This window comes from Streptomyces sp. NPDC058086 (assembly GCF_042885015.1).
GTDB lineage: Bacteria > Actinomycetota > Actinomycetes > Streptomycetales > Streptomycetaceae > Streptomyces.
The window spans coordinates 54,451-73,323 of record NZ_JBHVST010000058.1; the positions used below are offsets into that span (position 1 = coordinate 54,451).

The window sequence follows — 18,873 nt, forward strand, 5'->3', positions numbered from 1 at the left end:
TCCCGACCGATCGTTCGGTTACTCTAACTCTGTCCGGCTATTTCTGCCCAGGTCATGAGCTCAGCGAAGAGTTCTTGAGACGAGGAGATGGTCCCGCATGGCCGCCGAACTGACCGCGCACGAGCTGACCGCCCAGCACCGGCCCACGCTCGACCAGGCACTGGAAGCGATCCGTACGCGCGCGTACTGGTCCCCGCACCCCGAGCACCCGAAGGCCTACGGGGAGAACGGCAGCCTGAGCATGCCCGAGGGCAAGGCCGCCTTCGACGCCCTCCTCGGCAGCCGCCTCGACCTCGGCCAGCCCGGCACCGACGACTGGGTGGGCGACGAGATCTCCCCGTACGGCATCGAGCTGGGCGTCACCTACCCGCACGCAGACGTCGACGTGCTGCTGCCCGCCATGCGGGCCGGACAGCGGGCCTGGCGCGACGCGGGCGCGGAGATGCGCGCGATGGTCTGTCTGGAGATCCTCAAGCGGATCGCCGACCGCACGCACGAGTTCGCGCACGCGGTCATGCACACCAGCGGCCAGGCCTTCATGATGGCGTTCCAGGCGGGCGGCCCGCACGCGCAGGACCGCGGCCTGGAGGCGGTGGCGTACGCGTATGTGGAGCAGGTCCGCACCCCCGACACCGCGGAGTGGACCAAGCCCCAGGGCAAGCGCGACCCGCTCGCGATGACCAAGCGGTTCACGCCGGTGCCGCGCGGCATCGCGCTGGTGATCGGCTGCAACACCTTCCCGACGTGGAACGGCTATCCGGGCCTGTTCGCCTCCCTGGCCACCGGCAACGCCGTGCTCGTCAAGCCGCACCCGCGCGCGGTGCTGCCGCTCGCGCTCACCGTCCAGGTCGCGCGCGAGGTGCTCGCCGAGGCGGGCTTCGACCCGAACCTGGTGGCGCTGGCCGCCGAGCGGCCCGGGGAGGGCATCGCCAAGACCCTGGCCGTGCGCCCCGAGATCCGGATCATCGACTACACCGGGTCGACGGCGTTCGGCGACTGGCTGGAGACCCACGCCCGCCAGGCGCAGGTCTACACGGAGAAGGCCGGCGTCAACACGGTGATCGTGGAGTCGACCGACGACTACAAGGGGATGCTGTCCAACCTGGCCTTCTCCTTGTCCCTGTACAGCGGCCAGATGTGCACGACCCCGCAGAACCTCCTCATCCCCCGCGACGGCATCCGTACGGAGGAGGGCTCCAAGTCGTACGACGAGGTGGTCGCCGACCTCGCCCGGTCGGTCGACGGACTCCTCGGGGACGACGCGCGTGCCAACGGGCTGCTGGGCGCGATCGTGAACCCGGACGTCAAGGCACGCCTGGAGGCCGCGGCGGGGCTCGGCGAGGTCGCCCTCGCCTCACGGGAGATCGCCAACCCGGAGTTCCCGGACGCGGTCGTCCGCACCCCGGTGATCGTCAAGCTCGACGGCGCGCGGAAGTACTGGGAGGGTGCCGACGACGAGGCCGCCTACATGAACGAGTGCTTCGGACCGGTGTCCTTCGCGGTCGCGGTCGACTCGGCGGGGGACGCGGTGGAGCTGCTGCGGCGGACCGTCCGGGAGAAGGGGGCGATGACCGTCGGGGCGTACACCACCGACGAGGTCGTCGAGGAGGCCGTGCAGGAGGCCTGTCTGGAGGAGTGCGCCCAGCTGTCCCTGAATCTGACGGGCGGCGTGTTCGTCAATCAGACGGCGGCGTTCTCGGACTTCCACGGGTCGGGGGGCAACCCGGCGGCGAACGCCGCGCTGTGCGACGGGGGCTTCGTGGCCAACCGGTTCCGGGTGGTGGAGGTCCGGCGTTAGGACCCGATCCGCAGGACAGGCCCTACTGCCCCTGCGAGGCGCTCCAGTGGAACAGCGTCATGGCCACGCTCGTCGCCAGGTTGTAGCTGGAGACCTGGGGGCGCATCGGGAGCGACACCAAGTGATCGGCACGAGCGCGCAGGTCGGTGGAAAGGCCGCTGCGCTCGGAGCCGAACGCGAGCACGGCGTCGTCCGGGAGCTTCATTCCCCGGATGTCCTCGCCGTCCGGGTCGAGGGCGAACACCGGCCCGGACGGCAGCTCGGCCACCGTCAGCCGCTCCACGGCGGTCGCGAAGTGCAGGCCCGCCCCGCCCCGCACCACTGTGGGGTGCCAGGGGTCGAGGGTGCCGGTGGTGACGACGCCGGTGGCGCCGAAGCCGGCCGCGAGGCGGATCACGGCACCGGCGTTCCCGAGGTTGCGCGGTTGGTCGAGGACGACCACGGGGGCGGTGCGGGGCGTGTGGGCCAGCGCCCGCAGATTGGCCTCGCGGGAGGGACGTACCGCCAACGCGGCCACCGCGGTCGGGTGCGGACGCGGGACGAGGGAGCGGTACGTGGCCTCCGGGACCTCCACCAGGAGAGCGTCCAGGGTGTCCCGTACGTCCGGGGCCAGCTCGTCGGTGAGGGCGAGCGCCGCCTGCCGGTCGCCGGTGACCGCCACCAGGACCTCGGCCCGGAAGCGCACGGCGTGCTTGAGGGCGTGGAAGCCGTCGAGCAGGACGGAGGTGTCGGCGAGGCGGCGCCAGGCGCTCACGGGGTCCTTCATGCGGTGAAGCCTACGTGCGGGTCCTCGGCCGGCTCCGGGGTGCGCGGCTCCTGAGCGCGCTGACCCGGCAGCCTGCGGGCGCCGGGCGGGAACAGTCGTCCACGCGCGCGTGCCGCCCATCCGCCGAGGCGCCGCAGGAACGACGTCGGCAGGAACACCGCGTCGGCGGCGATCATCGCGAGCGAGAAGAACGGCAGCCCGAGGACCACGGCGATCACGGCGTGCTCGGTCATCATGGCGGCCAGCAGGACGTTCTTGACGCGCCGGTTGATCAGAGTGAAGGGGAAGGCGACCTGCACGGCGACCGTCCCGTAGGTCACCAGCATCACGATCGTGCCGTGTGAGGCCAGCAGGTCGGACAGCGCGGGCCAGGGGGAGAAGTAGTCCAGGTGGAGCGGGTAGTAGACGGCGGTGCCGTCCTGCCAGCGCGAGCCCTGGATCTTGTACCAGCCGGCGGTCGCGTAGATCAGACACGCCTCGGCCATGATCACGAGCAGAGCCGCGTTGTGCACGGCGTTGGCGATCACATCGAGCAGGATCCGAGGCTCCGCGGCGCGCGCCTGGCGGCCGACGGCCCACCACAGCGCCTGGACCGCCCACAGCCCCCAGAAGACCAGCAGCCAGCCGGGGCTGAGCCGTCCCACGCCCGTCGCCGCGGCCAGCAGCAGGCCGAGCGCCGCCCACAGGACGAGACCGACCCGGTCCCGGGCCCCGGCCCGCGGGAGGTCCCCACGCGCGCGTGCCTCCCGCGCGAGCCGGGCCCGCCGGGCGTCCAGCGACCACACCTGTCCACAGCGCGTGAACACCAGATAGATCGCCATCAGGTGGATGACGTTGTCGCCGCCGTCCCCCATGAAGATGCTGCGGTTCTGCAGCGAGAGCACGCCGACCATGAAGAGCACGGACATCGTGCGGGTCCGCCAGCCCACCAGCAGCAGGAGAGCGGAGAGGACGGCCAGGGTGTAGACGATCTCGAACCACACCTGGCTGTCGGACCACATCAGGATCGTGAAGGCGTGGTTGTCCGCGACGAGCCGCTGGGCGAGGTCCCACTTCCACGGTCCGTCGGGGCCGTACATCTCCTGGCGGTGCGGAAACTCGCGCAGTAGGAAGAGCAGCCAGGTGGCGGCGAAGCCGATGCGGATCACGGCCGTCTGGTACGGGCCGAGGGCGGCGTCGGTGACCCGGGCGATACCGCGCGAGATCGACACTGCGATGCGGTTCATCGGGCGCTCGCCTCCGTCCGCGCGTCCGTCACGTCCTCCTCGGGAACGGTCCACCAGGGCAGCTCGCGCAGGACGGGCGTGTCGGACACCTGCTCCTCGCTCCATTTCGGGGGCGGCACGTTGGTGGTACGGGAACGGACCTGGACGCTTTCGACGACCGCGCCTTTGCCGCCGGCCCCCTCACGGTCGAGACGCAGCACGACGACCCGGCGCAGATAACGCTGGGAGAGGTCGCCGCGCAGGCCCACCGGGCGGTTCTGGTTGTCGTGCGTGCCGGTGTAGAAGTCCCAGGCCCGGCGCAGTTCGTTCTGCTGGGTGTGGCTCGGCAGCGGATTGCCGTCGATCGCCGCGCCGTCCAGCCCGGACAGGTCGTACCAGCCGGTCTCGGTGCTGCCACCGTCCGCGCCGCGGACCCGGGCACGGACCTGGACGTCGATGTTCTGCTGCAGCGGGTTGGGGGCGAAGAGCTTCCAGTTCTGCTCGAACTCCGGGTAGATCCAGTCGTCGATCGCCCGGCCGTGCTGCTTGGTGACCGTGTTCGAGGGCGCGACGTGCAGGAACACCATGCCGAGGTGCACACAGGCGACAACCGCGACGACCGCGAGGGCGAGGGCGGCGACGACCTGGGAGCGGAGGGGGAGGGACGCTATGCCGGTGGGGGCGGGGACTGGAACGGGGGCGGGGGTGGGGGCGGGGGTGGGGGCGGGGGTGGGGGCGGGGGGATCGACAGCGGATGCCTGGGGGACGGGTTCCTGGTCCGTGGAGGGGGTGCTGTCAGGGGTGGAACCGGCGGAGGCGGGGCCCTCGGGCAGGGAGCCGTCAGGGCCGTCCGGCAGGTGCCGGGCCTTCGAGCCCTCGTCGTACTCGTCCATTCCGCCCCGATTCCCGATCCCGGTCCGATTCTCGCCGCCGGGCCGCGCGGCGCCGTGACACCTGCGCGCACCACACCGCGGCGTGCGCACGGGAACGGTACTCACGCCGGACCGCCAGGCACAGCCCCATTCGGCACAGTGCGCACAACAGCGACACAACAGCGACCCCGAGGTTATCCACAGCGGTGGACACCCTACGGCCGCCCGCCCGGGTACGTGACATGACAAACCGAACGATCGGTCGGCCAGGGCGGCGGGGCTTCCGCGGTCGAACCGTTCCCTTCTTGTAGAACCTGTTCTATCTTGACGCTCCGTCAGATCCGGTGTCCGCCGGGTCGGTGGGTCGGTGCGTGGGAGGACAGGACCGTGGACTTCACCTTCACCGAGGAGCAGCAGGCGGCGGTCGAGGCGGCGAAGGCGGTGTTCGGTGGGGTCGCGCCGGACGGAGTGCCCAGTCCCGCGGTCACCGCGGGCGCCGTCGCCGACGACTTCGACCGGGCGCTGTGGGCGAGGCTCGCCGATGCGGATCTGTTGAGTCTGTTGCTCGCCGCGGAGTACGGCGGGGCCGGCCTCGACGCGATCGCGCTGTGCCTGGTGCTGCGCGAGGCGGCGAAGGTGCTGGCGCGGGTGCCGTTGCTGGAGAACACTGCGGCGGCGGTGGCCGTGCAGGCGTACGGCGGCGAGGAGCTGAAGGCGGAGCTGCTCGCGCGGGCGGGCCGGGGCGAGGTCGTGCTGACCGTCGCGGCGAACGGGCGGACCGGGCACGACCCGGCCGAACTCGCCGTGACCGCACGGCGGGACGGTGACGCGTGGGTGCTGGACGGGGTGCAGACGGCGGTTCCGTGGGCGGAGAACGCCGACTTCACCGTCGTACCCGCGCACACGGGCGGCGGCCGGACCGTCCTCGCGCTGGTACCCCGGGTCCATGAGGGGGTCGTCCTCGGTGAGCAGATCTCCACGACCGGTGAACGGCTCGGCGAGCTGCGCCTGGAGTCCGCGCGGATCACCGCCCGGGATGTCATCGAAGCGGACGGGGCGTGGGAGTGGCTGCGGGAGCTGTTGGCCACCGGGACATGCGCGCTGGCGCTCGGGCTCGGCGAGCGGGTGCTCGGGATGACGAGCGCGTACACGGGCAAGCGGGAGCAGTTCGGGTTCCCGGTCGCCACGTTCCAGGCCGTCGCCGTACAGGCCGCCGACCGCTATATCGACCTGCGGGCGATGGAGGCGACGCTGTGGCAGGCCGCGTGGCGGATCAGTACGGGGGCGGGGGGTGCGCTTCCCGCCTCCGGGGACGTGGCCGTCGCCAAGATCTGGGCGTCGGAAGGGGTACGGCGGGTCGTGCAGACCGCGCAGCATCTGCACGGGGGGTTCGGCGCCGACGTCGACTACCCGCTGCACCGGTACCACGCCTGGGCCAAGCAGCTTGAACTGTCGCTCGGACCGGCGGCGGCGCACGAGGAGGCACTGGGGGATCTGCTCGCGGCCCATCCCCTGGGCTGAACCCCCACGCCCGCAGCGCGTCTTCGCCTCTCCGGGCGTGGGCGAGCCCCGGGCAGCGGTGGGACGCCGCGCGGCGTGATGATCGCCGCTGGGCAAAGGCGGGCGCGGGCGTGAACCCCTGCGGGTGGCTCCAGCGGGCGTGAACCCCTGCCGGTGGCTCCAGCGGGCGTGAACCCCCGCCGGTGGCTACAGCACGAAGCCGGGGGTGCCCTTGTCGTCCACGACCGGGCGGCCGGCGGCGGCCCAGACCTGCATGCCACCGTCGACGTTCACGGCGTCGATGCCCTGCTGGACCAGGTACATCGTGACCTGCGCCGAGCGGCCCCCGGAGCGGCAGATCACATGGACCCTGCCGTCCTGCGGCGCCGCCTCGGTCAGCTCGCCGTAGCGTGCGACGAACTCACTGATGGGGATGTGCAGCGCCCCCGCGGCATGGCCCGCCTGCCACTCGTCGTCCTCCCGGACGTCCAGCAGGAAGTCTCCGTCCGCGAGATCCCCGACCTCGACCGTGGGCACACCAGATCCAAAACTCATGCCCCCGACGCTACCCGACCGCGCGGGCGACCCGAAGCCCCACCGGACAGGCCCTTAGGGCGTCCGGCCGATCATGTCGCAGACGCGCACGGCCAAGGCCCCGTCGCTTTCGTGCGACTTGATCGGCCGGACAGGCCCTAGCCGACCAGCCGGGCCAGCTCCTTCTCTCGCTCGTCGACCTGGGCCAGCAGCTGCTCGGCGATCTCTTCCAGCAGCCGGTCCGGGTCCTCCGGGGCCAGCTTGAGCATGGCGCCGATGGCGCTCTCCTCCAGCTCGTGGGCGACCAGGGCGAGCAGTTCCTTGCGCTGGGCGAGCCACTCGAGGCGGGCGTAGAGCTCCTCGCTGCGGCTCGGCTTCCACTCCTCGGGCACCGGGCCCGCCGCCCACTCCTCGGACAGCTCCCGCAGCAGGGCCTCGTCGCCACGGCTGTACGCGGCGTTGACCCGGGCGATGAACTCGTCGCGCCGCCTGCGCTCGTCGTCGTCCTGGGCCAGGTCGGGGTGGGCCTTGCGGACCAGCTCGCGGTAGAGCTGACGAGCCTCCTCGCTGGGGCGCACGCGCTGCGGGGGGCGTACGGGCTGGTCCGTCAGCATCGCCACCGCCTCGGGGAACAGTCCCTCGGAGTCCATCCAGCCGTGGAAGAGCTCCTCGACCCCGGGCATCGGCATGACCCGCGCCCGCGCCTCGTCCGCCTTGCGTATGTCCTCCACGTCCCCGGTGCGCGCGGCGACCGCCTCGGCGATCTGCGCGTCCAGCTCGTCGAGCCGCGAGTACATCGGGCCGAGCTTCTGGTGGTGCAGGCGCGAGAAGTTCTCGACCTCGACGCGGAAGGTCTCCACGGCAATCTCGAACTCGATCAACGCCTGCTCGGCCGCCCGCACGGCCCGCTCAAGCCGCTCCTCGGGCCGGGCCTGCGCCTCGGGCGCCGCCTCCGGCGCGGACTCGTCGTGGTCATCCGCATCCCCGGCGCCCTGGGGCCGGGCATCCTCGGCCTGGGTACGGTCGGACTCGCTGTGCTCGGCTTCCGGGGTCGTCACCCGACCAGACTAGGCCACGGCCCCGTACGACTCGCGGCCTTCCCCCGGCCGGGGCGGCTCACACCCCGAGCTCCGCCGCCACCCGCCCTTCCCTGACCGCCGTGACCAGCTCCGCGTGGTCCGCCTCCGTACGGTCGGCGTAGGCCACGGCGAACGAGGCGATGGACTCGTCCAGCTCCTCGCTCTTCCCGCAGTACCCGGCGATGAGCCGGGGGTCGGCGGTGTGGGTGTGGGCGCGGGCGAGAAGGGCGCCGGTCATGCGGGCGTAGTCGTCGACCTGGTCGGCGGCGAGGGCGGCGGGGTCGACGCTGCCCTTGCGGTTGCGGAACTGGCGTACCTGGAAGGGGCGGCCTTCGACGGTGGTCCAGCCGAGCAGGATGTCGCTGACGACCTGCATGCGCTTCTGGCCGAGGACGACCCGGCGGCCCTCGTGCGGCACCTCCGGTATGGCGTGGCCGGCCGTCGCCAGGTGCGGGAGCAGCGCCGAGGCGCGGGCCTCCTTCACCTGGAGGACCAGGGGTTCGCCGCGGTGGTCGAGGAGCAGCACGACGTAGGAGCGGGTGCCGACGCTGCCCGTGCCGACGACGCGGAAGGCGACGTCGTGCACCGCGTACCGCGCGAGGAGGGGGAGGCGGTCCTCGGAGACGGTGGTCAGGTAGTGCTCCAGCGAGGCCGCGACCGCCGCCGCCTCCGCGTCGGGTACACGGCGCAGCACCGGAGGCGCGTCCACGAAGCGGTGGCTGCCGTCCTCCGTCGGCTGGGTCGACTTGGCCGCGAACCGTCCGCTGGTGTTGGCCCGCGCCTTCTCCATGACCCGCTCCAGCGTGCCGAGCAGGTCGTGGGCATCGGCGTGGGAGACGAGTTCCTCGTCCGCGATGGCGTTCCACGCGTCCAGTACCGGGAGCTTCGCGAGCAGCCGCAGCGTGCGTCGGTAGGCACCGACCGCGTCCTGGGCGGCCTTGCGACAGGCGTCCTCGTCCGCGCCCGCTTCCCTGCCCGCGAGCACGAGCGAGGTGGCGAGGCGCTTGAGGTCCCACTCCCAGGGGCCGTGTGCCGTCTCGTCGAAGTCGTTCAGATCGATGACCAGGCCGCCGCGCGCGTCTCCGTACAGGCCGAAGTTGGCCGCGTGGGCGTCGCCGCAGATCTGGGCGGCGATGCCGGTCGTGGGGGTGCGCGCGAGGTCGTAGGCCATAAGGCCGGCCGAACCGCGCAGGAAGGCGAAGGGGGTGGCGGCCATCCTGCCGACCCGTATCGGAGTGAGCTCCGGGATCCGGCCGAGGTTGGACTCCTCGACGGCGGTCACCGCGTCCGGGCGGCCGGCGTCGAAGGTCAGCTCCGCGTGCGCGGCGCGCGGCACCCGTCGGCGCAGCGCCTTGCCCGCTTCCTTGGGTGCGGCCTGCACGGGCCGGCCCGCGAATCCGCGCACTCCGAAGACCCCGGAGATCCTGGACGCCTGTCGGCCCTGCTCGCTCTGGTGGTCCTGTTCGTCCTGATGGTCCTGCCCGCCCGGCCGGCTCCGCTGGTCCTGCTGCGCCTGATCCGCTGCACCAAGATCCGTCATACCGACTGCCTCCCCCGTCACGCACGAACATCAACTCGTGATGACCGTACCGCCGGTGGCTGAAACGCGTCAGACCCTGTGGACAACTCCCGGCCTGTGGAAAACGCGGCCCCTCCGAATCAGCCCCGGTTCAGGGTCACTTGCGGAGTTCGCCCGGGCACGGCGGGCTCCCCGGCAGGTGCTTCTCCGCCCAGGTTCCGAGTTCCACGAGCGCGGGTTGCAGTGCGGCGCCCGCCTCCGTCAGGCCGTACACGACCCGCAGCGGAGGGCCCTCGTCGACCTCGCGGACGACCAGCCCCGCCGCGCCGAGTTCCGTGAGGCGGTCGGAGAGCATCCGTTCGCTGATGCCGGGGATCGCTCTGCGCAGGTCGGAGAAGTGCGCGGGGTGCGGCAGCAGCACGGCCACGACCAGGCCGGTCCAGCGCTTCCCGAGCAGTTGGAAGACGCGGGCCATGCCGTCGTCGACCCTCTGGCACGGCCCTGCGTCATGAGTCCCCGGCTCTGGCATGGGTCCAGGGTACTGTGTTCCCGTGAGGGGATGAAAAAAAGTAAGTAGCTGTGTTATCTCTAGTCCAGTACAAAAAGTTCGCCCCCTTCTCCTGGAGATTCCCCATGGCCACCCTCCTGCACGTCGACTCGTCCGTTTTCCCGGGCGCAGCCTCCGCCTCCCGCACGGTCACGGACGCGTTCCGCAAGGCCTGGGAGGAGCAGCACCCGCAGGGCACCGTGATCTACCGCGACCTCGCCGTGAACCCGGTCCCGCACATCACGGCCGACGCCCACACCGCCGGTTTCGCCCCCGCGGACGCGCACACCCCCGAGCAGGCCGCCGCCTTCGCCGAGCGCCTGACGTTCATAGAGGAGCTGGAGCAGGCGGACGCGATCCTGATCGGCGCGCCCATGTACAACTTCACGATCCCCTCGACCCTCAAGGCCTGGCTGGACCAGGTGATCCTCATCGGCCGTACCGCCATGAGCGAGGACTCGAAGGTCAAGGGCACCCCGGTCACGGTCGTCGCCAGCCGCGGCGGCTCCTACGCGCCGGGCACCCCGCGCGAGGGTTACGAGTACGTCCAGAACTACCTGGAGGCGATCCTGCGCGACACCCTCGCCCTGGACGTCCACGTCATCGTCCCGGAGCTCACGATGGCGCCGCACAACCCGGCGATGGCCGACCTCATCCCCCTTTACGAGGCCTCCCGCGCCAAGGCCGTCGACGAGGCGGTCACGAAGGCCAAGGAGTTCGCCGAGCGCTTCGCCGCGTAGCCCCTCTGGGGGAAGGCCGGGCAAGCCCCGGTGCGCCCCTGACGACGCACCATACGTGACGCACCATACGTACTGTCGCGATCCGTACTGTCGCGATCCGTACTGTCGTGCGGCCGTATGGGCCGCCGAATGCCCACTGCCGCGGGGGATGGATCGCAGCGGGCATCCGGCGGCGGTACCGGGGGGACAAGCGGGCCGAGCGAGCCGTGCGGGCTACTTGAACGCCGGAAGGCTGCGGCTCACCCAGCCGGAGAAGGGGGTGGCCGGGCGGCCCAGGACCTTCTTCACATCGGGGCTGACCCGCTGCTCGGCGGGGAGCGGGGCGCCGAGGATGTCCAGGGTGCCGGGGATGACGTCCTCGGGCATGAACTGGGCCATGTGGGTGTGGGCGGCCTCGCGGGTCAGTTCCACGAAGGTCACTTCCTCACCGATGGCCTCGGCGATCACCTCGGCCTGGGCACGCGGGCTGACCGCTTCGGGGCCGGTCACCTCGTACGTACGACCGGCATGGCCGTCCTCGCGCAGGACGACCGCGGCGACCGCGGCGATGTCCGCGGGGTCGACGACCGGCAGGGCCACGTCACCGAACGGGGCGAAGACCGTGCGGTCGGCACGGACCGACTCGGCCCAGGCGAAGGCGTTGGAGGCGAATCCACCCGCGTGCAGGATCGTGAAGTCGAGGCCCGAGCCGCGGACGGCCTCCTCGAACTCGCGCAGCCTGCCGTGCGAGGCGGAGTCGGGGCGGGTGGCGTTGATCTGCGAGGAGAGCAGGACCACCCGCTTGACGCCGGCGTCCCTGGCGGCGGCCAGCAGGTCGGTTGCGGCCTCGCCGTAACCGAGCAGTTCGCCGGCGAGCAGGATGAAGAAGGCGTCGGCGCCTTCGAGGACCGGCCGCATGCTCTCGGCGCTGCCGAGGTCGGCCTGGGCGTGGCGGACACCGTCCGCCGGGGAGGGCAGCGGGCGGCGCGAGACCGCCACGACCTGCTCCCCCGCCTCGGCGAGCGCCTCGATCAGCGGACGGCCGACATTTCCGGTGGCTCCAGTGACGACAATCATCAGAAAAGACTCCCTAGTGCGTTAAACCGAACCAGTAATCAGCAGTCATTGGCTTCATTGGCGTGGGGCATGGCATGGCGCATGGCGCGGGGCATGGTGTGGGGATGGTCTGGGAAATCCGCCGGTCATCCGTGGTTGGCGGCCATGACAGGGACGCTAACATCCTCCGTATAGTAGGTACCTACAGGAAAGTGGCTATCCAACTGGGTCTCTTCCTCGCGGCCGCCGTACACCGCGGTGAGCGAGCGACCCAGCCGTACGAGCGACTCCCGCGCCTCCGGCGGATCGAGCACCTCGACGCGGCTGCCGAGACCGGCCAGTTGTGCGGCGAGCACCTCCACCGACGGACCGTCGGCCGTGAACTCGACCCGCCCGTCGTTCTGGGCCTCGCCCGTCCGCAACCGCCCGCCCAGCAGTTGCCGCAGTACCGGCAGGGCGTCGCGGTCGGCCCGCGCCCGTACGGTCGCCGCGGTCAGCCGCTGCTCCACCTCGGCGGCCAGCTCCCGCCAGGCGGCGGCGAGGTCGAAACCCTCCGGGCGCCGCACCGGCTCACCGGTGCGGGTCGCGGAGGTGACCCTGCTGAGCCGGAAGGTGCGCAGTCCCTCCTCGGTCCCGGCGACGAGGTACCAGCGGCCGGCCTTCGAGACCAGGCCGAGCGGGTGCACCGTACGCTCACCGGGAGCCCGGTCGGGATGGGCGTAGCCGAGCCGGACCTGTTCGCCGTCGAGCACCGCCCGCTCCAGGGTGTGCTGGTGGGGGCCGCCGCCGCCCGCCGTGCGCGACCAGTCGACACCGTCGATGAGGATGGCCTTGGCGGCCGCCTCGGCGTGCGGCCGCATGGGCGCGGGCACCGCCCGCATCAACTTCCGTAACGCGGCACGCAGTTCGGGCGAGGCCGACAAGGGGCCCGCGGCCAGGAACAACGCCCCGATCTCCCGCGAGGTGAAACCGGTCAGATCGGTGCGGGCGCCGCCGACCAGGCTCCAGCCGCCACCCCGGCCGCGCTGCGAGTAGACGGGGACACCGGCGGTGGTGAGGGCCTCCAGGTCACGGCGCGCGGTGCGCTCCGACACCTCCAGTTCCTGGGCCACCTCGCGCACGGTCACCCGCCCGCGCGCCTGGAGCAGCAGCAGGGTCGCCACCAGACGGTCAGCCTTCACAGCAACCGGCCCCCTCCGAGATTCTGAGATCTGAGATCTGAGATTTTGAGATGCTTTGAGCCAATACATCTATTTTCAGCAAGATCTGATGAGGCTTCAGTAATAGGCCACAAGATGACCTGTTTGACGTCGACGATGAAGACATGACTCAAGACATGGCTGACAGCACCAATCCCCCCGCCAACCCGCCCACCGACCCCCGTGGCGGCCTGTTCAAGGCCGTCGAGCTCACCGGACGTACGCTCGCCGCGCTGCGCCCCGAGCAGTACGACACCGTCACCCCGTGTCCCGACTACTCGGTCCGTGACATGGCCAACCACGTGGTGTCCGTGCTGCGCCGGGTCGCCGTCATGGGCGCGGGCGGCTCCTTCATGAGCGTTCCGCACTTCGCCCAGGACGTCGCCGACGGCGACTGGGCCAAGGCATGGGCGGAGGCGACGAAGGAGTTCGACGCGGTGTGGTCGGACCCGGCCGTACTGGGCCGCCAGATCGGCCTGCCCTGGGGCCCGGTTCCCGGGGTGGTCGCCTCGGTGATCTACACCAACGAGTTCGTGCTGCACGCCTGGGACCTGGCGAAGGCGACCGGTCAGAGCCCCGAGTGGGACCCGGAGATGCTCGCCGCGCCGCTGGCCAACATGCACCGGGCCGTGCCCGCGGAACCCCGCGGCGGCCAGGTGCCGTTCGGCCCGGTGGTGGAGGTGCACGAGGACGCTCCCGACATCGACAAGCTGGTGGGCTGGTACGGACGTCGTCCCTGACGAGGCGACGCGGCAGACGATCGAGCGGGCGGGCCGCCGGACATCGATCCGGCGGCCCTTCCACATGTCCGGGTTCATGAGTCATCCGGGTTCATGAGATATCCGGGTTCACGAAGCGTCAGGCTCCGATGCCCTGGGCGAACTTGAAGTAGCGGTACGGGTCGTACTTCGCCTTCACGACCTTCAGCCGCGCGTAGTTCTCGGCGTAGTACGACTGCCGCCAGTTCGGCAGCTCCGCGTCCATCCAGTTCTGGTACGTCTCGCCGTTGGACAGCGGGTCGATGGTGTCGAACCCGTGGTCGACCCAGCTCGTGGCGACGGCTTTGGTCTCGGCGGTGACCTGGGCCGGGTCGTTGATCAGGACCCGGTAGTTGACGGAGAAGAGCGAGTCACGGTGCACGTACGCCGTGTCGGTGCGGGCCGGGTCGTTGGCCGCACCTCCGAAGAAGTGAAAGTCGAGGTACCGGGCCTGCCCGGCCTTGCGGTCGGCGTCGAAGGCCGTCACCACGTTCGCCCAGTCGCTCTGCGCGTAGGGCGCGCTGCCCAGCCGGGTCCGCTCCAGACCGAAGGCCGGCCGGGTGAGCACCCCGCTCGGCGACTTCCCGGCGCGCTGGCACTGGTCCTGGGTCAGAGTGCTGCAACCGAAGATCATCATCATGACCTGCTGGTACGTCATCACCGCGTCCTGGCGGGCCGTCACCGCGCCGGTCAGCGACAGCAGCCTCGCCGCTTCCGAGGCCAGTTCGGCCGGGGTGCCGCGGGAGGCGAGGAAGACGTTGAGCGCCGGTACGGTGCCGGGCGCCGCGTCGGCCTGGACGAGGTAGGCGCCGCCGCCGATGGTGCGGGGGGCGTCCACCAGCCACTGGCCCACGCCGTGCAGCACGTCGGCCGCGCGGTCGTACGGGAAGATCAGGTTGCTGATGGCCATCTGGTCGCCCTGGTGCGGGGTGACCGTGAAGCGGGTGACGACGCCGAAGTTGCCGCCACCGCCGCCGCGGATCGCCCAGAAGAGGTCGGGGTGGCTGGTCGGCGAGGCGGTCACCACGCAGCCGTCGGCGAGGACCACCTCGGCCGAGGTGATCGCGTCGCAGGCCATACCGGTCGGGCGGGTCAGGAAGCCGAAGCCGCCGCCCTGGAGGAAGCCGCCGGCCGACACGGTGGGGCAGCCGCCCTCGCTGACCACCAGGGCGTGCGGGGCGAGCGCGTTGAGTATCTCGACGTTCTTGGCGCCGGGGCCGATGTCGACGGTGCCGCTGCCGACGGTGATCGCGTTGAGCCGCGACACGTCGATGATCAGGCCGGGCGTGGTCGAGTAGCCGCCGAAGCTGTGGCCGCCACTGCGGACCGCGGACGGCAGTGCGTTGTCCTGGGCGAAGCGCAGCGCGACGGAGACGTCGGAGGAGCTGACGCAGTACGCGACGGCCTGCGGGTTGACCGAGTCGAACTGGCCGAGTTCCAGCTGCTTGGCCACGCCGTAGCCGGAGTCGGTGGGCAGCACCAGCTGTCCCTGGAGCTTGCCGGCGAGGGTGCTCCAGGGGGCGGAGGAGCCCGCGGAGACAGGGCTGTTGGGCAGGACGGCCAGACCGACGGCGGCCGTTCCCGCACCGATCAGTGCTCTACGAGTGATCACGGATGTCCCAAGGTTCTAGGAAACGGTGGATGTAGGTGGAAGTCAGTGGGGGGAGACGTAAAGGGAGGAGCAAGGGGGCCGGCGCCGGGCCCACGGGGGGAAGGTGGGCCCGGCGCCGGATCCGGGGGGAAAGTGGCTCTGTGAAGGCGGGCCCGGGAGGCGGGACCTTCGAGGGGGTGCCTTCGAGGCGGTGCCTTCGAGATGGGGCCGAGGTCAGGACACCTTGCGGCCGCGCACCCCCTGCTTGACGACGCCGGCCAGCATCGAACGGCCGAGGTCGCGCATCTCCTTGGGTCCGGAGGTGCTGGCCCACCACATGAACTTCATCATCGTGGGGGTGGTGGCCCGGAAGAACCGGAGGTCCTCGGGGCCCTTCCAGCCGAAGGGCGTGTTGACGGACTCGCAGTCGCGGATCGCCTCGAAGACGATGTCCGCGGCCTTGTCACCGTCGATCTCACCCGCCTCGTACCGCTCGCAGGTCTCGGCGGTGGTGTCGAAGAGGACCTTGAAGGCGTGGCTGTCCGGCCACCACAGGCCGGTGTAGGGCGCCTTCTCCATCTCCTTGAAGTGCCGGTCGTCACCGTCGAACTGGAAGTTCTGGCGCGCCATGATCTGGCGCATGGTGGCCGGCGTGGTGAAGCAGGCCCACACCCGGAACACCGCGTTCCACAGCCGGAAGTGGCTGAAGGCGATGTACGAGCTGTTGACGATCTTGTCGTTGTACTCCAGGAGCCCCTGCTCCAGACGCTCCACGTACTCGAAGCGCTCCTCCGTGAAGTCGTTCTCGCGCAGGGCGTCCAGGATCCGGTAGGCGAGGGCGTCGACGACCTCGAAGGTGTTGGACAGACCGCGCGAGTACAGCGGGTCGATGAAACCGGCCGCGTGCGACATCAGGCACCAGCGGGCGCCGATGGTGCGCTTGGAGGAGTACTGGAGGCGGTCGGTGGAGACCCACTCGCGGATCCGCTTGGCGCCCTCGAACTGCCGCTTCACCGCCGGGTACATGTCGAGGTAGTGGTTGAACTCCTGGTCCGGCGTCATGTCCTTCGGCTTGGGGTACAGCCGCTCGTCGAAGGTCAGGCCGACACTGCAGGCCGGGTTCTTGGAGTCCTTGTAGTTGTCGAACGGGATGATCCAGAACCAGCCCCGCTCGATGAGGTGGTGCAGGGTGCCGCCGTGGAAGGGCGACTCGGCGGGCGGGCGCAGCGCCTCCGGGTAGTTGCACACGTCGTCGTACGGCTTGATGCCGACGTAGTGCGTGAACAGTGAGCGCGCGTGGTGCTTGTGCCGGGGCGGGTTCTCGCGCAGGTCGAACTTCTGCGCGAGTGGGGAGCGGAAACCGCTCGCGTCGATCAGGTACTTGGCCCGGAAGACCTCGCCGTTCCTGCCGGTGATCGTGACGCCGTCGTCGTCGACGTCGAGGTCGGTGGCGAACCAGTTCTGGCGGAGCGTGCAGCCGTACTTGGCGGCGACGTTCAGGTAGTGCGAGTCCGTGTCCTGGCGGAAGAGGTGCACCGCCTCGGTGAGCATCTTCGGGATGACGAACATCGTCGCCTCGTGCGGGTCCGGCTCGCGGTTCGGCCGGTGCGTGACGAAGCCGAAGCTCTGCTTGCGGCCGTGCGTCGGACCGATGTGCTCGGTCACCGCCTTCACGTCCAGCATGTGCTTGATCTCGGGGACGTCGTAGCGCACGGCCAGAATGTGCAGCCACTCGACGAGCTGCGGGTTCTGGGACTCGCCGACGGCGAACCTGGGGTGCTGACCGGCGTCGATGAGCACCACGTTCGCGCCCTGACGGGCCAGGATCGCTCCCATGATCGAGCCCGCGAGGCCCGACCCCAGGATGGCTACGTCGCATTCGGTCCACTCGGCGGCCTTGTCGGCCTTCTTCGCTTCCTCAGCCTTGGTGGGCAAGACCGCACTCCTCTTTCTCGTTTCACGGACGGGTCGGATGGGTGGCGCGCGTCCTACTGGAGGGATTGGGATCAACCGGAGGGGTTCAGGCGGCGGTGCCGGGCTCGCCGAACCACTGGGCGAGCGCGTCGGTCAGGCCGTCCGTGGAACCGTCGGCGCCGACCCAGGCGATGTAGCCGTCGGGGCGTACGAGGAGGTCGGCGGCCGGGGCGGCGGCGTCGGGCCGGGTGGCGGTGACGACGTCGACGCGGTCGGACCAGGCGGCCGCGGCCTCGCGCAGCGCCGCGTTGTCGTGCAGGTCGAGGAGGACGGGGCGGCCCTGGTGCAGCACCTCGTACGTGCTCGTCTTCTCGTCGCCGACCAGCAGTTCCTGGTCGGGCAGCCGGCGGCCGAGCAGCGGGTGACCGCCCTCGACGGCGCCGTAGGTGATGTCCAGGCCGGTGACCAGGCCGACGAGGTGACGTCGTACGCCCTCGATCTGGACCAGTTCGGCGAACAGGTCGCGCAGCGGCTGGGCCTCGGGACCGCCGAGGTAGAGGGTGCGCTGGACCAGGGTGTTGTAGACGATGCGGGCGCCGACCGGGTGGCGCTCGGAGTGGTAGGTGTCGAGCAGGCCCTCCGGGGCGTGGCCCTTGACCGCGGCGGCGAGCTTCCAGCCGAGGTTGACCACGTCGCCGACACCCGCGCTGATGCCCTGGGCGCCGATCGGCAGGTGGATGTGGGCGGCGTCGCCCGCGAGGAAGACCCGGCCCTTGCGGTACTCGGCGGCATGCCGGCTGGCGTCGGTGAAGTAGCTGGTCCACAGCTGCTTGGCACCGCTGATGTCCTCGCCGGTCACCCGCTGGAAGGCGGCGGCCACCTCCTCGAAGGTGGGCGGCTCCTGGGTGGGGCGGACACCTGCGCCGCGCTCGAAGACCACCACGCGGGTGGCGCCCGGGCCGAGCGGCAGGACCACGACCATGCCGGCCTCGCCGACCTCACCGGTGGGGCGCAGCCGCAGCTGGACTCCGGCGACGTCCGCCATCTTCATCTCGATGGTGGCGCTGACGCCGGGGAAGTCGATCCCGGCCAGGTGGCGGACGGTGGAGCGGGCGCCGTCACAGCCGACGACGTACGCGGCGCGCAGCGTCTCGACGCCCTCCGGGCCCGCGACCTCGACCTGGACCCCGTTCTCGTCCTGCGTCAGGCCGATGACCTCGTGGCCCCGGCGGACGTCGGCGCCCAGACCCACGGCCCACTTGTTGATGACGGCCTCGGTGCGCGACTGCGGAACACCGCGGACACCGAAATTGCCGCCCTCGACAATGCGGTAGTCGATGGGGAGTCCACCGAAATGGCCGCCGGGTATGGTCTCCAGCGGACCGAAATCCTCGAGAAGTCCACGCTGGCCGAATTCCTCGATCGTACGGGCGGAGAATCCCAGCGCACGGGACTGCTGCATCGGCTGTTCCAGCCGGTCGAGCACGATGACCGAGAGACCCGAGAGGCGCAGTTCTCCCGCGAGCATGAGGCCCGAGGGTCCCGCTCCGGCAACGATCACATCGGCATTGAAGGCGTCCATATTCCCTCTCCCGCTGGCGTTTTCTCCAGTATTCCGAGGGCTCCCGGGAAGCTGAATGGCCGCCGATACAGAACTCTGACAAGTTCTGACAAGTTCGTCAGAGGCCTTGCAGCTACTGGGGGGTACGGGGTGCCAAGCGGCCTCGGGGGGTGCCTGCACCCCCCCAGGCCGCCTAACAGGCGGCGGTCTCTTATAAACAACAGACGCTGCCGACCAATGTATAAGTGTATATAT

General features: G+C 70.7%; 16 protein-coding genes. 4 read left to right on the forward strand and 12 right to left on the reverse strand.

Going from position 1 to position 18,873, the window contains the following annotated elements; all coding sequences use genetic code 11:
- The first annotated feature begins 97 nt into the window (after positions 1-97).
- Positions 98-1,798 (forward strand): phenylacetic acid degradation protein PaaN, encoded by a 1,701-nt coding sequence (gene paaN, locus ACFVWD_RS35195; RefSeq protein ID WP_389602032.1) that lies wholly within the window; start codon positions 98-100, stop codon positions 1,796-1,798.
- Between the two features lie 22 nt (positions 1,799-1,820).
- Here paaN and ACFVWD_RS35200 read toward each other — a convergent pair whose 3' ends face one another.
- The 3 genes from ACFVWD_RS35200 to ACFVWD_RS35210 are packed head-to-tail and all read right to left on the reverse strand — an operon-like array spanning position 1,821 to position 4,662.
- The gene (locus ACFVWD_RS35200; RefSeq protein ID WP_389602034.1) at positions 1,821-2,564 is read right to left on the reverse strand and encodes a TrmH family RNA methyltransferase; all 744 of its coding nucleotides are present in this window, start codon (positions 2,562-2,564) and stop codon (positions 1,821-1,823) included.
- Positions 2,561-3,790, reverse strand: a complete 1,230-nt coding sequence (locus tag ACFVWD_RS35205; protein WP_389602036.1) for an HTTM domain-containing protein — start codon at positions 3,788-3,790, stop codon at positions 2,561-2,563. Before ACFVWD_RS35205 ends, ACFVWD_RS35200 begins: the two co-directional genes overlap by 4 nt.
- Positions 3,787-4,662, reverse strand: coding sequence for a DUF5819 family protein (locus tag ACFVWD_RS35210; protein WP_389602038.1), 876 nt, complete (start codon positions 4,660-4,662; stop codon positions 3,787-3,789). The genes ACFVWD_RS35205 and ACFVWD_RS35210 overlap by 4 nt, the downstream gene beginning before the upstream one ends.
- Before the next feature lie 366 nt (positions 4,663-5,028).
- Between ACFVWD_RS35210 and ACFVWD_RS35215 the strand changes: the two genes are divergently transcribed.
- Positions 5,029-6,162 (forward strand): acyl-CoA dehydrogenase family protein, encoded by a 1,134-nt coding sequence (locus tag ACFVWD_RS35215; RefSeq protein ID WP_389602040.1) that lies wholly within the window; start codon positions 5,029-5,031, stop codon positions 6,160-6,162.
- A gap of 186 nt (positions 6,163-6,348) precedes the next feature.
- Here the strand turns inward: ACFVWD_RS35215 and ACFVWD_RS35220 are convergent, their stop codons facing one another.
- The 4 genes from ACFVWD_RS35220 to ACFVWD_RS35235 form a co-directional block, all read right to left on the reverse strand.
- On the reverse strand, positions 6,349-6,678 hold the full coding sequence (locus ACFVWD_RS35220) for a rhodanese-like domain-containing protein (RefSeq protein ID WP_054237233.1): 330 nt from the start codon (positions 6,676-6,678) through the stop codon (positions 6,349-6,351).
- A 155-nt stretch (positions 6,679-6,833) separates the two neighbouring features.
- On the reverse strand, positions 6,834-7,733 hold the full coding sequence (locus ACFVWD_RS35225) for a hypothetical protein (RefSeq protein WP_389602042.1): 900 nt from the start codon (positions 7,731-7,733) through the stop codon (positions 6,834-6,836).
- Positions 7,734-7,791: 58 nt separating this feature from the next.
- The gene (locus tag ACFVWD_RS35230) at positions 7,792-9,294 is read right to left on the reverse strand and encodes a DUF2252 domain-containing protein (protein ID WP_389602043.1); all 1,503 of its coding nucleotides are present in this window, start codon (positions 9,292-9,294) and stop codon (positions 7,792-7,794) included.
- Between the two features lie 136 nt (positions 9,295-9,430).
- Positions 9,431-9,802, reverse strand: coding sequence for a winged helix-turn-helix transcriptional regulator (locus ACFVWD_RS35235; RefSeq protein WP_389602045.1), 372 nt, complete (start codon positions 9,800-9,802; stop codon positions 9,431-9,433).
- Between the two features lie 104 nt (positions 9,803-9,906).
- Here ACFVWD_RS35235 and ACFVWD_RS35240 point away from each other — a divergent pair, with 104 nt between their 5' ends.
- Positions 9,907-10,560 carry an FMN-dependent NADH-azoreductase gene (locus tag ACFVWD_RS35240; RefSeq protein ID WP_168493642.1) on the forward strand — a complete coding sequence of 218 codons (654 nt, stop codon included), beginning with the start codon at positions 9,907-9,909 and terminating at the stop codon, positions 10,558-10,560.
- 213 nt (positions 10,561-10,773) lie between these two features.
- On the opposite strand, the gene ACFVWD_RS35245 is transcribed toward ACFVWD_RS35240, so the two are convergent.
- Both ACFVWD_RS35245 and ACFVWD_RS35250 read right to left on the reverse strand, forming a co-directional pair.
- Entirely contained in the window at positions 10,774-11,616 is an 843-nt protein-coding gene (locus tag ACFVWD_RS35245; protein WP_389602047.1) for an NAD(P)H-binding protein, read from the reverse strand.
- Between the two features lie 125 nt (positions 11,617-11,741).
- A complete protein-coding gene (locus ACFVWD_RS35250; RefSeq protein ID WP_389602049.1) occupies positions 11,742-12,776 on the reverse strand; it encodes a helix-turn-helix transcriptional regulator in 1,035 nt (344 codons plus the stop codon).
- Between the two features lie 155 nt (positions 12,777-12,931).
- Here ACFVWD_RS35250 and ACFVWD_RS35255 point away from each other — a divergent pair, with 155 nt between their 5' ends.
- The gene (locus ACFVWD_RS35255) at positions 12,932-13,534 is read left to right on the forward strand and encodes a TIGR03086 family metal-binding protein (RefSeq protein ID WP_385376464.1); all 603 of its coding nucleotides are present in this window, start codon (positions 12,932-12,934) and stop codon (positions 13,532-13,534) included.
- Between the two features lie 118 nt (positions 13,535-13,652).
- Here the strand turns inward: ACFVWD_RS35255 and ACFVWD_RS35260 are convergent, their stop codons facing one another.
- The 3 genes from ACFVWD_RS35260 to ACFVWD_RS35270 form a co-directional block, all read right to left on the reverse strand.
- Positions 13,653-15,164, reverse strand: coding sequence for an FAD-binding oxidoreductase (locus ACFVWD_RS35260; protein WP_389602052.1), 1,512 nt, complete (start codon positions 15,162-15,164; stop codon positions 13,653-13,655).
- A gap of 213 nt (positions 15,165-15,377) precedes the next feature.
- A complete protein-coding gene (locus tag ACFVWD_RS35265; RefSeq protein ID WP_168509688.1) occupies positions 15,378-17,078 on the reverse strand; it encodes an NAD(P)/FAD-dependent oxidoreductase in 1,701 nt (566 codons plus the stop codon).
- Positions 17,079-17,163: 85 nt separating this feature from the next.
- Complete coding sequence (locus ACFVWD_RS35270) at positions 17,164-18,639, reverse strand: FAD-dependent monooxygenase (RefSeq protein WP_389602054.1); 1,476 nt, start codon at positions 18,637-18,639, stop codon at positions 17,164-17,166.
- Positions 18,640-18,873: the final 234 nt, after the last annotated feature.